The organism is Streptomyces neyagawaensis (assembly GCF_023516595.1).
Classification (GTDB): domain Bacteria; phylum Actinomycetota; class Actinomycetes; order Streptomycetales; family Streptomycetaceae; genus Streptomyces; species Streptomyces neyagawaensis.
On the sequence record NZ_JAMGBG010000048.1, the window covers coordinates 105,258 to 120,505 of the forward strand.

At 71.0% G+C, this 15,248-nt stretch carries 15 protein-coding genes; 10 read left to right on the plus strand and 5 right to left on the minus strand.

Annotation, left to right across the window (positions count from 1 at the left end; translation table 11 throughout):
• Window positions 1-18 precede the first annotated feature (18 nt).
• Window positions 19-696: a CBS domain-containing protein gene (locus M8J73_RS21630; RefSeq protein ID WP_055541340.1), complete on the plus strand. Its 678-nt coding sequence runs from the start codon at window positions 19-21 to the stop codon at window positions 694-696.
• 151 nt (window positions 697-847) lie between these two features.
• On the opposite strand, the gene M8J73_RS21635 is transcribed toward M8J73_RS21630, so the two are convergent.
• Entirely contained in the window at window positions 848-1,774 is a 927-nt protein-coding gene (locus tag M8J73_RS21635) for a pyridoxamine 5'-phosphate oxidase family protein (RefSeq protein ID WP_055541339.1), read from the minus strand.
• Window positions 1,775-1,919: 145 nt separating this feature from the next.
• Between M8J73_RS21635 and M8J73_RS21640 the strand changes: the two genes are divergently transcribed.
• Window positions 1,920-2,588 (plus strand): CBS domain-containing protein, encoded by a 669-nt coding sequence (locus M8J73_RS21640; protein WP_055541338.1) that lies wholly within the window; start codon window positions 1,920-1,922, stop codon window positions 2,586-2,588.
• Between the two features lie 74 nt (window positions 2,589-2,662).
• Here M8J73_RS21640 and M8J73_RS21645 read toward each other — a convergent pair whose 3' ends face one another.
• From M8J73_RS21645 to M8J73_RS45540, 4 genes are all read right to left on the minus strand, one after another.
• Entirely contained in the window at window positions 2,663-3,121 is a 459-nt protein-coding gene (locus M8J73_RS21645; protein ID WP_055541337.1) for an Hsp20/alpha crystallin family protein, read from the minus strand.
• A 137-nt stretch (window positions 3,122-3,258) separates the two neighbouring features.
• Window positions 3,259-4,650, minus strand: coding sequence for a nicotinate phosphoribosyltransferase (locus tag M8J73_RS21650; protein ID WP_249828957.1), 1,392 nt, complete (start codon window positions 4,648-4,650; stop codon window positions 3,259-3,261).
• Between the two features lie 45 nt (window positions 4,651-4,695).
• Entirely contained in the window at window positions 4,696-5,301 is a 606-nt protein-coding gene (locus tag M8J73_RS21655) for an Rv1733c family protein (protein WP_055541735.1), read from the minus strand.
• A 155-nt stretch (window positions 5,302-5,456) separates the two neighbouring features.
• Complete coding sequence (locus M8J73_RS45540; protein ID WP_372503990.1) at window positions 5,457-5,888, minus strand: universal stress protein; 432 nt, start codon at window positions 5,886-5,888, stop codon at window positions 5,457-5,459.
• A 32-nt stretch (window positions 5,889-5,920) separates the two neighbouring features.
• Between M8J73_RS45540 and M8J73_RS21665 the strand changes: the two genes are divergently transcribed.
• The 8 genes from M8J73_RS21665 (at window position 5,921) to M8J73_RS21700 (ending at window position 15,222) form a co-directional block, all read left to right on the plus strand.
• On the plus strand, window positions 5,921-6,226 hold the full coding sequence (locus tag M8J73_RS21665; RefSeq protein ID WP_055541736.1) for an adenine nucleotide alpha hydrolase family protein: 306 nt from the start codon (window positions 5,921-5,923) through the stop codon (window positions 6,224-6,226).
• Between the two features lie 103 nt (window positions 6,227-6,329).
• Window positions 6,330-7,805, plus strand: a complete 1,476-nt coding sequence (locus tag M8J73_RS21670) for a bifunctional aminoglycoside phosphotransferase/ATP-binding protein (RefSeq protein ID WP_055541739.1) — start codon at window positions 6,330-6,332, stop codon at window positions 7,803-7,805.
• A gap of 440 nt (window positions 7,806-8,245) precedes the next feature.
• Entirely contained in the window at window positions 8,246-10,036 is a 1,791-nt protein-coding gene (gene acsA, locus M8J73_RS21675; protein WP_055541737.1) for an acetate--CoA ligase, read from the plus strand.
• The gene (gene pdhA / locus M8J73_RS21680; RefSeq protein WP_079055142.1) at window positions 10,033-11,118 is read left to right on the plus strand and encodes a pyruvate dehydrogenase (acetyl-transferring) E1 component subunit alpha; all 1,086 of its coding nucleotides are present in this window, start codon (window positions 10,033-10,035) and stop codon (window positions 11,116-11,118) included. Before acsA ends, pdhA begins: the two co-directional genes overlap by 4 nt.
• 2 nt (window positions 11,119-11,120) lie before the next feature.
• Window positions 11,121-12,116 carry an alpha-ketoacid dehydrogenase subunit beta gene (locus M8J73_RS21685; protein ID WP_055541738.1) on the plus strand — a complete coding sequence of 332 codons (996 nt, stop codon included), beginning with the start codon at window positions 11,121-11,123 and terminating at the stop codon, window positions 12,114-12,116.
• 2 nt (window positions 12,117-12,118) lie between these two features.
• The gene (locus M8J73_RS21690) at window positions 12,119-13,576 is read left to right on the plus strand and encodes a dihydrolipoamide acetyltransferase family protein (protein ID WP_249828958.1); all 1,458 of its coding nucleotides are present in this window, start codon (window positions 12,119-12,121) and stop codon (window positions 13,574-13,576) included.
• The gene (locus tag M8J73_RS21695) at window positions 13,573-13,818 is read left to right on the plus strand and encodes an acyl carrier protein (RefSeq protein WP_240501781.1); all 246 of its coding nucleotides are present in this window, start codon (window positions 13,573-13,575) and stop codon (window positions 13,816-13,818) included. Before M8J73_RS21690 ends, M8J73_RS21695 begins: the two co-directional genes overlap by 4 nt.
• A 636-nt stretch (window positions 13,819-14,454) precedes the next feature.
• Complete coding sequence (locus M8J73_RS21700; RefSeq protein WP_055543175.1) at window positions 14,455-15,222, plus strand: DUF2182 domain-containing protein; 768 nt, start codon at window positions 14,455-14,457, stop codon at window positions 15,220-15,222.
• Window positions 15,223-15,248 lie beyond the last annotated feature (26 nt).

Sequence of the window (15,248 nt, forward strand, 5' to 3'; positions counted from 1 at the left end):
GAGACGAGGAGGATTGCGGTGCCTGAGACCCCGCACATCGTCAGCGATGTGATGACTCAGACGGTCGTGGCCGTCGGACGCGACGCGCCCTTCAAGGAGATCGTGAAGACCATGGAGCAGTGGAAGGTCAGTGCCCTGCCGGTCCTGGAGGGCGAAGGGCGTGTCATCGGCGTCGTCTCCGAGGCGGACCTGCTGCCCAAGGAGGAGTTCCGTGGCGGCGACACGAGTCTCTCCGAGCAACGCCGACGCCTGTCCGACGTCGCCAAGGCCGGGGCGGTGACGGCGGGGGAGCTCATGAGCACCCCCGCGATCACCGTCCACTCCGACGCCACCCTGGCAGAGGTGGCCAGGATCATGGCCGTACGTCACGTCAAGCGACTGCCCGTCGTCGACGGTGTCGGCATGCTCCAGGGCATCGTCAGCCGCGCTGATCTGCTGAAGGTCTTCCTGCGGTCGGACGAGGAGATCGAGGAGGAGGTCCGCCGCACCGTGGTGTCCTACCTCTTCCCCGCCTTCAGCCACGCCATCCATGTGAACGTGCACGAGGGAGTCGTCACCCTCCGTGGGCACATCCATGACACCTCGCTCATCTCGGTCGCCGTGCGCCTCGTGCGCGCCGTGGAAGGCGTCGTGGACGTCGAGCCCCAGCTCACCGGCGAGTCAGCCGGTCGGGACGAGCCCAGGACCGCTGACTGACCGTGCGCGAGACCGGCCGCGGGCCGGTCCGCCGGGACCGCACCCCGGGCGCAGGAGCATCTGCCTCCCCGTTGTGGGTCGGCGACCCGCTGGGCCCCGCGCGAGTCGGCGACCCGCCGGACCCGGCCGCTGCGCGGCGGCCCGTGGGCACCTACTGATCCGCGGGAGTGATGCGCCGGCCCGTGAGGCGCGTGGGCCGGATCGACACCCACATCTCGCGTGCACCGCCCGGCCATGGCTCCGTGTGTGCGCCCTGGGCGAGCCCACGCACGGTGTCGGGCTCCGTGACGACGTTCGCGGGGCCTGTCGCGAGCACGCTCCAGCCCTGGCTCATCGCTTCGTCGACGTGGTCGACCTCGAAGGCGACCTCCGCTCCGGCAGCCGCCGCGGGCACGGAGCCGGGCGCTGTCCGGAAGACGATCGCGTCGTCAACGACCTCGTAGTTGACCGGGACGACCGCCGGGCGACCGTCCGGCGTCGACACGGCGATGCGCCCCACGCCGTGCGTGGACAGCAGGCGGTGGCATTCCTCCGGGCCGAGGTCCCGCAGCTGCGGATGCAGCAGTGCGTGCCCCTGACCGGGTGGCAGGTCGACGCCTGCCCCGCGCAGGGCCGTGGCGGTGGTGCCGAGAGCGGCGGCCAGACTGAGGAGAGTGGCCATGGTCGGGTCGGCCGGCTGTTCCTCCAGGTACGCCAGATAGCCCGGTGAGATGCGGGCCAGGCGAGCCGTTTCCTCCCGGCTGAGCCCGTGCCTCAGGCGTTCGACGGCCACCCGCCTCCCGATGTCGCCTGGGTTGGGTGTCCCGGTCGGCGCAGCGACTGCGGACATGGCCTCCGCCTCGCCGCCCATGTCCGGTCGAAAAGACCCGCGGGTGGTTCCGGGCTGCCTGTGCTCCACAGGCTTGATGTGTGCGTCGGGCCCGGGGAACACGAGCGTCACTTCGTCCGTGTCCGACCAGCGCACGTCGTAGGGGGGTGTTCCGTCCTTGTGGTGGAGTCCGACGATCTCGCCGTCGCGCCTGGTCGCGCCGGTCTTCTGGCTTTCGATGACGAGTTGGTCGCCGAGGTGAGCTCGCATGCTCGCCGCCCTCTCCTCAGAATGGTGCTGTATCCAACGTGCCACGCGGGACACGCCGCCGCATGGGTCAACCGGCCCCTATCCGCGGTGGCGGGCTGAGCCGACTGGATGTCAGGTGGTCACGGACCCGGACGGGAGAGGCGACATGCAGCACCGAACGGTCGCGGAACTCATGACCCGAGACGTCGTCAGGGCGCGGCGCGACCTACCGTTCAAGGAGATCGTCAGGCTGCTGGCGGACAACGACGTCACCGCTGTGCCCGTGGTGGACGACCTGGACCGTCCCATGGGTGTGGTGTCCGAGGCGGACCTGCTGCGCAAGAGTGCCGACCAGGCCGACCCGTCGGGCAGGGTCCCTGTTCCCCACCTGGAGGCATGGGAGCGGGCCAAGGCCGAGGGCTCCCGCGCCGAGGAACTGATGTCGGCTCCCGCCGTGTGCGCACGCCCGGAGTGGAGCGTGGTGGAGGCCGCCCGCCTGATGGAGGCCCAGCACGTCAAGCGGCTGCCCGTCGTGGACGAGACGGACCGGCTGTTGGGCATCGTCAGCCGTGGCGACCTGCTGCGGATCTTTCTGCGCCATGACGACGCCATCCGCGACGAGATCACCGAGGAGGTGCTGCGACGCACGATGAGGCTTGCTCCCTCGGAGGTGACGGTCGAGGTGCGCGACGGGCGGGTCGATCTCAGGGGCTCGGTCGAGTTCAGGAGTCTGATCCCCGTCATCGAGCGGCTCTGCCGGAGCGTCGACGGCGTGGTCTCGGTCGCCGAGCACCTCGTATACCGGACCGACGACGCCCGGCGGCCCCCGGCCTGAGGGGCCGTCGCCGTCGGCGGCTGGGAGACGCGCGTGCCCGTTCCCGGGCCGCGGTCCGGCGGGCGCTCCCCCGCTCAGCCGGTTATCTCGACGCGGTGCGCTTTCCCCGTCTCGGTTTTCGGGACGCGCACCGTGAGGAGCCCGTTGGTCAGATCCGCGCTGACGTGCTCCGTGTCGGAGTTCGGCGGCAGAGTCGTGCGGTAGTCGAACTGTCCCGTGCGGCGGGTGTGCCTGCGGACCACCCCGGCGTGTTCCTTCTCCTTGATCTCACCGTGGATGTCCAGCTCGCCCTCGGTGACCTCCACGGTGATCTGTTCCTTGTCCGCGCCGGGAAGCTCCATCTCCACCACGTAGGCGTCCTCGGTGTCCACGACGTCGGCCAGCGGTGCCCATGGCACGGCCGTGCCGAGCTCGGGGTGGCCGCCGAGAGGGAAGAGCTCGTGCATGAGCTGGTCCATCCGGGTACGCAGATCGTCCAGCTCATGCAGGGCGGCCGAGAGCCCACCTCTGCTGTGTCGTACGGGATGTGTCATGGCCGATCCTCCTTGACCTGCTGTGTCCACCGTCGGTCACGCGGGCCATCCACTGTCGAGTGCTGGGCAGTCGAGTGCCGGGCCGCAACACCCCCATGCCCTCGATGCACGTGGGCCTTGAGGTATCACTTGCCTCCTCACCCCGATACGGACCCGCGCGGTCCGGACGCGGTTCGTTCCGGGCCCGAGGACCGTGCGGAAGCCGTCGCCGTCTGTTCCTCGATACGCCGACGGACGCGGGCGGCGAGTGTGCTCAGCCGCTCGGAGGGCGTCACCCGGGGCGCGACCGGCGCCCGGATCCGTCGAGCTGCCGACGGAAGCCCGCCCAAATCCGCCGTGAACCTCTCCTGGCACTCGTCGAGCGTGGGCCTGGCGCCGACGCGCTGCCCGCCCCGCATCACCGTCTCCAACAACGCCCGGCCGGCGTCAGGGGGCCGCTCGTCGGCCAGACCGATCACGTCGGTGTATCCGGGGCAACGGAACACCTGCTTGGGGCCGGGTGCCGTCACTTTCGCCGAGGACAGCTTCATCACGGGCCGTCCGTCGTACTCGACCATCTTGTACGCCGAGTCCAGATACGGTGCGTCGGCCGAGACCCCGACGCGGGTGCCGACGGCGTAGGTGTCGATCGGTGCTCCCGAGCGGACCAGGTCGTCCAGCGCGTACTCGTCGAGGCCGCCGCTGGCGACGATCCGCACCTCCGGCAGGCCCGCCTCGTCGAGGATCGACCGTGCCCGTACCGCAAGGGCCCCGAGGTCGCCGCTGTCCAGCCGTACGGCCGAGCCGGGCCCGCGATCCAGGTCCCGCAGCACGCGCGCGGCGACGCGGACACCCTCCTCGGTGTCGTAGGTGTCCACCAGCAAGGTCACAGGCCCCGGGTGCGACCGCGCGAAAGCACGGAAGGCGTCCGTCTCCGCCTCGAACGCCTCCACGAAGGAGTGAGCCATGGTGCCGATGGCGGGGATGCCCAGGGCGGTGGCCGCGGCCACGTTGCTGGTTCCGGCGAAGCCGACCATAGCGCCGAGGCGGGCGGCCTGGAATCCGGCCTGTGGGCCGTGGGTCCGCCGTAGGGAGAAGTCCACGAGCGGATGCCCCTCCGCCGCGAGGACGCATCGTGCGGCCTTCGAGGCGACGGCGGTCTGGTGGCTGAGCTGGTTGAGCACGTACGTCTCCACCAGCTGCGCCTGTGGGAGAGGCGCGGTGACCTCCAGCAGCGGCTCTCCGGCCAGCACGAGCCGTCCCTCCGGCACCGCCCGCACATCGCCGGTGAATTCCAGGCCGAGCAGGGGCTGAAGATCCCGTCGCGGCCGGTGCAGCGCGGACGCGAAGGCGTCGACGTCGTCCGGGCCGACATGAAGGCCGGACAGGTACTCCAGAACCGGCTCCAGTCCCGCGGCGACCAGGAAGCCGCGCTCGGGAGGCAGGTCGCGGACGAAGAGGCTGAACGTCGCGGGGCCGGTCATCCCCTCCCTGAGGTAGGACATGACCATCGTCACTTCATACAGGTCGGTCGTGGTCGCATCAGACACCGGCGTCGCCTCCTCGGCTCGGCTCCCGTCCGGGTTCTGTGCCCATCAGCGGCGGAAGCGCGCGGACCACAGGGGCTCGACCGCATCCCACTCGGCGTCCCACTGCGCGTACCTTCTCCGGTCCAGCACATGGCGCATGCCTGCCCGCGCCGCGTGGCACGCGGCGCCCACGCCGATCGCGGCCATACCGCCCACGAACCAGCCCGTGGTCGTCGCGTTGAGTTCGTTCATCGGCGGAGTGGTGAGGCCGCCGTCCCGGTCCACCCACACCCGCACGGTGGCGCCCTTCGGGGTTCCCGACTTCACGAGGGTCGTCCCGGTCCGCACCGTGCCGTTGTCGTCGGTCCAGCGGACCTGCGCCTGCTGCTTCCCGCCCGTGGTGCCGTCCTTGACGGTCGACGTCAGTCGGGCGGTGACCTCGTGCCGTTGCGCCGACTGGGCCTGCACGGTACGCATCGACGACTCGTACGCCGTGCGCCCCGCGCTGAGCGCGGCCACCGGCAGGCCGAGGACGAGGACCAGCATCAGCAAGCCCCGGAACCAGGACTCGAACCTGTCGGACGGACGTCGCAGCGGGTTCGCCCCCTTTGACGCACGCTCCTGGCGCGGCGGGAGCGGCTCGGACGCGTGCGGCGAATTCTGTGCGCTCATGACTCGGCCTCCAGCAGTCGCTGGTCCGTCCTGCACCACCTTGTCCCACCGTGGGACAGCACAGGCCTCCGGTCACGGGGCCGAAAGTCCCTGCGGGGACGACTTCCGGCCCCGCAAGAGCCGACCGTCGACGTGGTCCGTCTCCGCCCGTCCGGTCAGAGGCGGGGAACGACCGCGACCGGACAGGGCACGTGATGCGGTACCGCATGGTTGATCAACCCCAGTCGCAGGCCGAGGTGCCCCTGTCGTCCGCGACCTCCGACGACCAGCAGGTCCGCCTCGGAGGCCCCCACGGAACGTGAGCCGCACGGCCGTGCCGGGCGGCCTCGTCGGCGGCCCGACCGACCGCCGCCAAGGTCCGCCTTGGACCCGGCGATGCCGACCACCAGGGGAATCGTCACCGTCCCGCCCTCCTCTCGGACGGCCGTCGAGCAGGATTCCGCGTTTCCGTCCCTCTCCGTCCACATGCGCCGGGGAGGGGATTGGGGTACTCCTCGAACGAGGGAAACCCGTGCGCCGCACCCGGCATACCGACGACGTCCGGACCGTCCACACCGTCGGACTCGTTCACCGTCATCCCCCGTCATTTCCAGCTTCGTACGAGACGGAGGCCGCCGCCATGCAGCCAGTCGTCCCCGTGGGCCTGGACCACCACGTCACGGAAGAGACCACTCAGTACACGCGCCAGGAGCCGGGCACGGCGCCCCGCCCCTGGCGCGAGAAGTACCGGCAGCCGGACGAGGCGGCCGACGGCATCCGTCTCGAAAGCCCTGCCAAGGCCGAGGTACTGGCTGCCGTGGACGCCGCGTTGCTCGTCGTCGGCCGACGCGAACACCGTCCGGGTCCGGCGCCCCATCCGGGTCCCGTGGCGCAGACGGCCTCTCGTCACGGGCGCTGCCCCGTCGCCGTCGTCCCTCATGACTGAGCCCGGCCCCAGCGGGAGGCCAGTGGGATCGCCGTCTCGGGCCGACGCGTCCGTGCTCCGGTCCAGTGACCGACACGACGGCGAGCCACTGCCGCGCGCGGAGGTGTGCGAGACCCACACCGCCATCGTCTTCTTCGCCGGCGACCGCGCCTACAAGGTCAAGAAGCCGGTGGATCTGGGATTCCTGGACTACACGACGGTGACGGCCCGCCGGGCCGCGTGCGAGCGCGAAATCGCCCTCAACCGCCGCTTCGCCCCCGACGTCTATCTGGGTCCGGGTGAAGTCCACAGTCCCGGCGCGCAGGCACCCGAACCGCTCGTGGTGATGCGCCGGATGCCTGCGGACCGCCGCCTTTCCCGTCTGGTGCGGGAAGGGGCCACCGTCGACGATGCCCTGCGTGCCGTCGCCCGGCATCTTGCAGCGTGGCACGCGGACGCTCCCCGGAGCCGGGAAGTGGACGAGCAAGGCACACGGGACGCCCTGTCCTCGCGCTGGGAGGCCAGCTTCCAGCAGGTCCGCGCGTTGGCCGACGACGGGGTCGTGCCGGACGGGGTGGCGGAGGTGGAGCGGCTGGTACGCCGCTACCTCGCCGGCCGCAAGCGTTTGTTCGACTCCCGTATCGAGCAGGGACGGGTGGTCGACGGCCACGGCGATCTGCTCGCCGAGGACATCTTCTGCCTCGACGACGGCCCCCGCGTCCTGGACTGCCTGGAGTTCGACGACCGTCTGCGCTACGTCGACGGCCTCGACGACGCCGCGTTCCTCGCCATGGACCTGGAACAGCTCGGCGCCCCTCAGGCCGCGGCGTACTTCCTGGCCCGGTACGGCGAGTACTCCGGCGACCCCGCACCCCCTTCCCTGTGGCACCACTACGTCGCCTACCGCGCGTTCGTCCGCGCCAAGGTCTCCTTGATCCAGGCCCGCCAGGGCGCGCTGGGCGCGGAGGTGGCGTCACGGCGGCTGATCGCGACGGCGCTGCGCCACCTGCGTACCTCCGCCGTCGGCCTGACGCTCGTCGGCGGGCTGCCGGGCAGCGGCAAGTCCACCCTCTCCGGAGCGCTGGCCGACCGGCTGGGGGTCACGCTGCTCAGCAGCGACCGCCTCCGCAAAGAGCTGGCGGGGATCCCGGCTGAGCAGTCGGCGGCGGCCGGCTACGGCAGGGGCCTGTACACGCCGGAGTGGACGGCCAAGACCTACGCCGCTCTGCTCGACCGCGCGTCCACCCTGCTGTCCTCCGGCGAGTCCGTCGTCCTGGACGCCACTTGGTCCGACGTGTCACAGCGCGAAGCGGCTCTGCGCATGGCCGACCGCACCAGCGCCGACCTGGTGGCCCTGCACTGCCATGTGCCGGGCGACGTGTCAGCGGCCCGCCTGAGCACGCGGGCTCCCGGAGCCTCGGACGCCGACCTCGGCATCGCCACCGCCATGGCGGCCAGGGAACAGCCGTGGCCCGAGGCCGTCCCAGTCGACACCAGTGGCCCGCTGGAGTCTGCGGTGGCCCAGGCACTGGCTGCCGTACGACCATGGGGGACCGGCCAGGCACCGGTCTTCCGCCGCCCTTACATGGAGCCGGACTAGACGAGCGGGTAACCCCGCCGGTGTTCGGGGTCGGCTCACTGGTCTCCAGGTCGCGCCACCAGGTTTCGCGGGACGTGGCGCGCTGCCTCATGGCGGGCGTCCGGCGCGCTCAAGGTCGTACTGCACCGTGCGTGAGGGGTCACGCTGACGGGAGCTCGAAAAGGCCGTCCGGTCCCCTTTCCAGGGCCGTCCGGCCCTGGAACTCGCAGGCGAGCGGCAGTGCCATGGAGATCAGCCGAGGGCACCAGGAGACACGGCGAAGCGGAGTGACACCGCGCACCGTGCGATTCAGGCCCGCAAGAAGCGGGTGGCCCTCGGCTCCATGAATGCCGGCAACGACCACCGCCGGCCGCCTCGGGCCGTGCCCGTCCGGCGGAAATGCGGCCGGAGCCGGGCTCGGCGACCCTGGAGATCAGGGAACAGTGCCGGGAGGAGCGCCCATGCACTGGGAAACCATCCACAAGGACACCGCACCGGTCGTCCCGCCACGTCTCAGCGACTACGAGGGGGCCCGCTCCGCCTTCACCTGGTCGCAGGCGCGGGGTGCGCTGGCCGGGCTCCCGGGCGGCGGTCTCAACATGGCCCACGAGGCGGTCGACCGGCACGCCGCCCTGGACCACGGGGAGAAGGTCGCGCTGAGCTGCGTCGCACGGGACGACTCCGTATCGACCGTCACGTACGCGGAACTGGCCCGCCGCACGGCCCGCTTCGCGAACGTCCTGCGGTCGCTCGGCGTGGGCCGCGGGGACCGGGTGTTCACACTGCTGGGCCGTTGCCCCGAGCTGTACACGACGGTACTGGGCACGCTGAAGAACACGAGCGTGCTGTGCCCGCTCTTCTCCGCCTTCGGCCCCGACCCGGTCGAGCAGCGGCTGCGCCTGGGCGACGCGCAGGTCCTGGTCACCACCGCGGCCCTGTACCGGCGCAAGGTCGCCGAGCGTCGGACATCGGTTCCCGGACTGAAGCACGTCCTGATCGTCGGGCCCGGAGCGGAGGGTCTGCCCGACACAGCCTCGTTCGACGACCTGATGTCCGCCGCCCCCGACACGTTCACCATCCCGCCGACGTCCCCCGAGGACATGGCGCTGCTGCACTTCACCAGCGGCACCACCGGCACCCCCAAGGGCGCTGTCCATGTCCATGAGGCCGTCGTCGCCCACCACGCCACGGCCGCGTCCGCGCTCGATCTGCGTCCCGAGGACGTGTACTGGTGCACCGCCGACCCCGGCTGGGTCACCGGCATGTCGTACGGGATCATCGCGCCGCTCGTCCACGGCGTGACGCTGGTCGTCGACGAGGGCGACTACGACGCCCGGCGCTGGTACCGGATTCTCGGCGAGCAGCGGGTCACCGTCTGGTACACCGCCCCCACGGCCTTGCGCATGCTCATGCGCGCCACCCCGCGAGAGGGCCCGTACGACCTGCCGCGTGCCTTCGACCTCTCCGCCCTGCGCTTTGTCGCCTCCGTCGGTGAGCCTCTCAACCCGGAGGCCGTCGTTTGGGGCCGGGACGTGCTGGGTCTGCCGGTGCACGACAACTGGTGGCAGACGGAGACCGGCTGCATCATGATCGCGAACTTCGCGGCCTGCGACATCCGCCCCGGCTCGATGGGACGTCCGCTGCCCGGCGTCGACGCGACCGTGCTGGAGCGGGGCGAGGACGGCAGGGCGCGGGTCGTCGACGGCAAGGTCACGGAGGTGGAGAGCCCCGGTGTCGAGGGCGAGTTGGCGCTGCGGACGGGCTGGCCGTCGATGTTCCGCGGCTACCTGCACGACAAGGAACGCTACGACGCCGCGTTCGCGGACGGCTGGTACCTGACCGGTGACCTCGTCCGCCGGGACGGCGACGGCTGGTACTGGTTCGTGGGGCGCGCCGACGACGTCATCAAGTCCGCGGGCCATCTGATCGGCCCGTTCGAAGTGGAGAGCGCGCTGATGGAACACCCGGCAGTGGCCGAGGCCGGGGTGATCGGCCGTCCGGACCCGGTCGCCGGGAACGTCGTGAAGGCTTTCGTGTCGCTGCGCCCGGGTGTCGATCCGACCCCGGACCTGGAGAGGGAGCTTCTGGCCTTCGGCCGCCGCAAGCTGGGCCCCGCCGTCGCTCCCAGGGAGATCGCGTTCGACCAGAAGCTGCCCAAGACCCGCAGCGGGAAGGTAATGCGGCGTGTGCTGCGTGCGCGTGAACTCGGCCTGCCCACAGGCGACCTGTCGACCCTGGAGGGATCCGAATGACCGTGGCCCGCCCCGCCCGCGCGCGGAAGGACTCGGCGCCCCCGAAGTCCGGCAAGAAGACCAGGGCGACCGGGGGGAACGCGAGTGCCGGAGCTCCGTCCGGGCGCGGGGTCACCGGACACCGGACCGGTCTGCTGGAGTCGATGCTGCGCATCCGGCGCTTCGAGGAGCGGTGCGTCGAGTTGTACAGCGCGGCGAGGATCCGTGGCTTCGTCCACCTCTACATCGGCGAGGAGGCCGTGGCCGTCGGCGTCAACGAGGCACTGACACCCGAGGACGCGGTCGTCTCCACGTACCGTGAACACGGCCACGCCCTGGCCCGCGGGATCACGGCCGAGGCCGTCATGGCCGAGATGTACGGCCGGACCACCGGGTGCAGCGGCGGCCGAGGCGGTTCCATGCACCTGTTCGACGTGAGCCGCCGCTTCTACGGCGGCAACGCCATCGTCGCCGGCGGGCTCCCCCTGGCCGCCGGCCTCGCGCTCGCCGACCATATGCGCGGACAGCCGAACGTCACCTGCTGCTTCTTCGGCGACGGGGCCTTCGCGGAGGGCGAGTTCCACGAGACCGCGAACCTGGCGGCCCTGTGGAAGCTCCCCCTGCTCATGGTCTGCGAGAACAACCTCTACGCGATGGGCACGGCCCTGGAGCGGCACGAGGCGCAGACCGACCTGGCCATGCGCGCCGCCTCCTACGGCATGGTCGCCTGGGCCGTGGACGGCATGGACGTCGAGGCCGTCGAACACGCCGCCAGGCGGGCCGTGGAGGGCATCCGGAACGGCACCGGGCCGCACTTCCTGGAACTGCGCACCTACCGCTTCCGCGCCCACTCGATGTACGACCCGGACCGGTATCGCCACAAGGCGGAGGTCGAGCGCTGGAAGGAGCGGGACCCGATCAGCCTGCTCACCGACCGTATGCGCGAGAACGGTGAACTGGGCGACAAGCAACTGGCCCGGATCGAGCAACGCATCACTGACGAGATCGACCACGCCGTCGAAGCAGCGGAACGGGCACCCGAGGAACCGGTCGAGCACCTGCTCCACCACGTCACCAGTTCCTCGGCAGAGGCGGTGAGTTGAACGTGGGCGCCAGCGAGACGCACGAGGCGACGACGACCTACCGGGAGGCGATGCGCGAGGCGCTTCGAGAGGCCCTGCGCTCCGACGACCGTGTCTTCCTCATGGGCGAGGACGTGGGCCGTTACGGCGGATGCTTCGGCGTCAGCCTGGGGCTGCTGGAGGAGTTCGGTCCCGAACGCGTCCGCGACGCCCCGTTGTCGGAGTCCGCGTTCGTGGGCGCCGGCATCGGCGCGGCCCTCGCGGGGCTGCGCCCGATCGTCGAGATCATGACCGTCAACTTCAGCCTGCTCGCCCTCGACCAGATCCTCAACAACGCCGCCACCCTGCTGCACATGTCGGGCGGGCAACTGCCCGTGCCTCTGGTCATCCGCATGACCACGGGCGCCGGACGGCAACTCGGCGCCCAGCACTCGCACAGCCTCGAAGGCTGGTACGCCCACATTCCCGGCCTCCGTGTCCTCACTCCCGCCACGCTGGAGGACGCGCGACACGTTCTGGCCCCGGCGATCGAGGACCCCGACCCCGTACTGATCTTCGAACACGGCAGTCTCTACAACGTCTCCGGGGAACTCCCCTCACCGACCGCTCCCGTGGGCCTCGACCACGCCGCGGTTCGCCGCCCCGGCACCGACATCTCCCTGATCACGTACGGTGGTTCGCTGCCCAAGGCACTCGCCGCGGCGGACGATCTGGCCGCCGAGGACATCAGCGCCGAGGTGATCGACCTACGTACGCTGCGCCCCTTGGACGACGCGACCATCAGTGCTTCGGTGGCCCGGACACATCGCGCGGTGGTCGTCGACGAGGCATGGCGGACGGGAAGCATCGCCGCTGAAGTGTCAGCCCGCATCGCGGAAGAGTACTTCTATGAACTGGATGCTCCCGTCGAGCGGGTGTGCAGTGCGGAGGTACCCATGCCGTACGCCCGGCGGCTGGAAGAAGCAGCCCTGCCCCAGGTCGCCGACATCGTGGCGGCCGCCCATCGGGCGGTGGACTGATCATGGCCGAGTTCACCATGCCGTCCCTGGGTGCGGACATGGACGAGGGCACGCTCCTGGAATGGCTCGTGGCACCCGGTGACGTCGTCCACAAGGGGGAACCGGTCGCGGTGGTCGAAACCGCCAAGTCGACCATCGAGGTCGAGTGCTTCGAAACCGGGACCATGACGGAACTGCTCGTCGAGCCCGGGGCGACGGTGCCCGTGGGCACCCCGCTCGCACTGATCGGACCGGCCAAGGAGCGACCACCCGCCCATCGCGCGCCGAAGGAGGGCAAGACCACCAAGACCACCAAGACCACCAAGACCACGGAGACCACACAGGCCACGGGGGCCGCAAAGGCCCCCAGGCCCCCCGAGCGCCTCCCGTCGGGGCCCGAGCCCGGCACCGCCGCGGAACCGACGCCTTCCGCCGCGAGGCCGCCCGACCACGTGGAGGCCGGCCCCTTGGTCCGGCACCTCGCGGAGCACAGCGGGGTCGACCTGGAGACGCTGCACGGCTCCGGGCCCGGGGGACGGATCACCCGGACCGACGTCGAACGGGCGGTGGCCCCGAGGAGCGACACCGCGCCACCCCGTGTAAGGGCCACCCCTCGCGCCCGGCGGCTCGCCGCCGAACTGGGTGTCGACCTGGCCGCGGTGAGCGGCACCGGACGGGATGCGGCCGTCCGGGCCGCGGATGTACGCCGGGCGGCCCCCACCCCCGCGGCACCCGCTCCCCGACCGCCCTCGGCCGACGGACCCACACGCCGTCCTTCCGCTGAACGCACTTCGGTCACGCCCCCGCCCCGGGACCGGGTGAAGGCCGGACGCCGGGCGATCGCCGACCTGATGACCCGCGCCAACCGGGAGATCCCCCACTACTACCTCTCCACGACCGTGGATCTGGCCGCCGCGACACACTGGCTGCACGAGCACAACCGACGCGTCCCGCTCAGCGAAAGACTGTTGCCCGCCGCGCTGCTGCTCAAGGCAGCCGCCCTGGCCGCGCGGGAGGTACCCGACCTCAACGGCTTCTGGACGGATGACCACTTCACGGCGGCCGAGAGCGTCCACCTGGGCATGGCGGTGTCCCTGCGCGGCGGAGGCCTCGTCGCCCCTGCGCTGCGCCATGCCGACACGCTGACGCTCACCGAGCTGATGGGCGCGCTGAAGGACCTGGTCAGCCGGACCCGTACGGGCAGGCTCCGCGGTTCCGAGGTGTCCGGCGCCACGATCACGGTCACCAGCCTCGGTGATCAGGGCGTGGAAGCCGTCTTCGGCGTGATCCACCCCCCGCAAGTGGCCCTGGTCGGCTTCGGACGCGTCGTCGACCGGCCGTGCGCCGTCGACGGTCTGCTCGGGGTGCGCCCCACGGTCACGGCGACCCTCTCGGCCGACCACCGGGCGACCGACGGCGCGGTCGGAGCCCGCTACCTCACCGCGGTCTCCCGCTTCCTGCAGAACCCGGAGGAGTTGTGAACCCATCCGACGCACTGGACATGGTCAGGGAGTCCATCTCCGCCGTGGTCCCTGACGCCGACCTCGCCTCGCTGGGCCCGGACGACGCGTTCCGGGAGGCATTGGAGATGGACTCGCTGGACTTCCTCAGTTTCGTCGAGGTGCTCGCCGAAAGATCCGGCGTTCGTATCGAGGACGAGGACACGTCCCGACTCACCACGCTGTCCGCGAGCGCGGACTTCCTGGTCGCCCGTACACGCTGACGTGCGTCCCGGACGCGGTCCGCACGAGTCTCCGGCCTCAGACGGCGCCTATGCCGTCCACGACCTCGGCCACGTCGTCGATCTCCCGCCCGCCACCCGCAGTTCGGGGACGACAGCCTCGTCCCCCGCCGCGCCAAGGCGTCCGCGTGCTCGATCCCCACCGGGAGGAGCACGCCGCGGCTCTCGCCGTTGCTGCCCTTGCCGCGGCCTGACGCGGGTCTGCCGCCTCACCTCCGCGCGGCGCCGACGGTTCCGTACCGGTGGTCATCCGATCCCGTGCGGTGTCGGTGGTCCGCCCATGAACGGCGGCGTGCTCCCCTCGTTCGATGGTCCCGGCGCCGTGCCCGCTGGCGGGTAGGACGGCGACCCCTCGAGTGTGCGGCTGCGTGCGTCAGTCGTTCACGCAGACGTTGCCGAACGCCGGGTTCAGCACACCGATCAGCTTCACGAGGTGCGGAGCGGACGCGGCGGCGAAGGCGATCAGGCCGCTGAGCAGGAAGGGTTCGGCGCGGTCGCGGGGCGGCGGTAGGCGTGCTGTTCTGGGTATGTACGGAGGAGAGTTCTGCTGTGCGTCATCTCCGGACTTCCGTCCCCGCCTCCACCCGGTCGTCCGCGCCGAGCGGAGCGGGCAGAGGACTGCTCCCGCTGCGGGAGCTCGCGCTCGCGTGGTCGCTGATCCTTCTGGTCGTCGTGCCGACGTGGGTGCTGACCGTTGGGCAGGCGCGGGACATGGGGGTCGAGCCGGGCACGATGGGGATGGCCCTGCCCCTGTTCTTGTTGCTCTGGGCGACGATGATGGCCGCCATGATGCTGCCGTCCATGGCGCCGGTGGCCCTCACCTGGGTGCGGGGGATCGGGCGGCGGTCGTCCGGATGGGTCCGGGCAGTGCGCACGCTGGAGTTCGTGAGCGGGTACCTGTTGGTGTGGACGACCTTCGGTCTGATCGCCTACGCGGCTCTGGCCTTCACCGGGGGCCTCGTGGACGATCATCGGACCGCGGGACGCTGGATCGGTGCAGTGGCCTTCCTGCTGGCTGGCCTCTATCAGCTCGGGCCCCTCAAGAACGTCTGTCTGCGGCACTGCCGGGACCCCATGAGCCAGCTGGTGCGCTACGCCGGGTTCCGGCAGCCGGCCCGTGATCTGCGGGTAGGCGTCCACCACGGTGGCTACTGCGTGGGCTGCTGCGCGGGACTGATGGTGGTTTTCGTGCCGCTCGGGGTGATGAACGTGGCCGCGATGGCCGGGCTGGCGGTGGTGATCTTCGTGGAGAAGCTGTGGTCACGAGGGCCGCTGCTGGCCCGGGTGGTGGGTGTCGTGTTCCTCGTCCTGGCCGTGCTGGCGCCCTTCCAGGACTGGATGCTGCCGGGGCTGCAGGAATCGGCTCCTTCGATGGACGGCATGTGAGCAGCTACGGCATGCTGGAAGGGAGG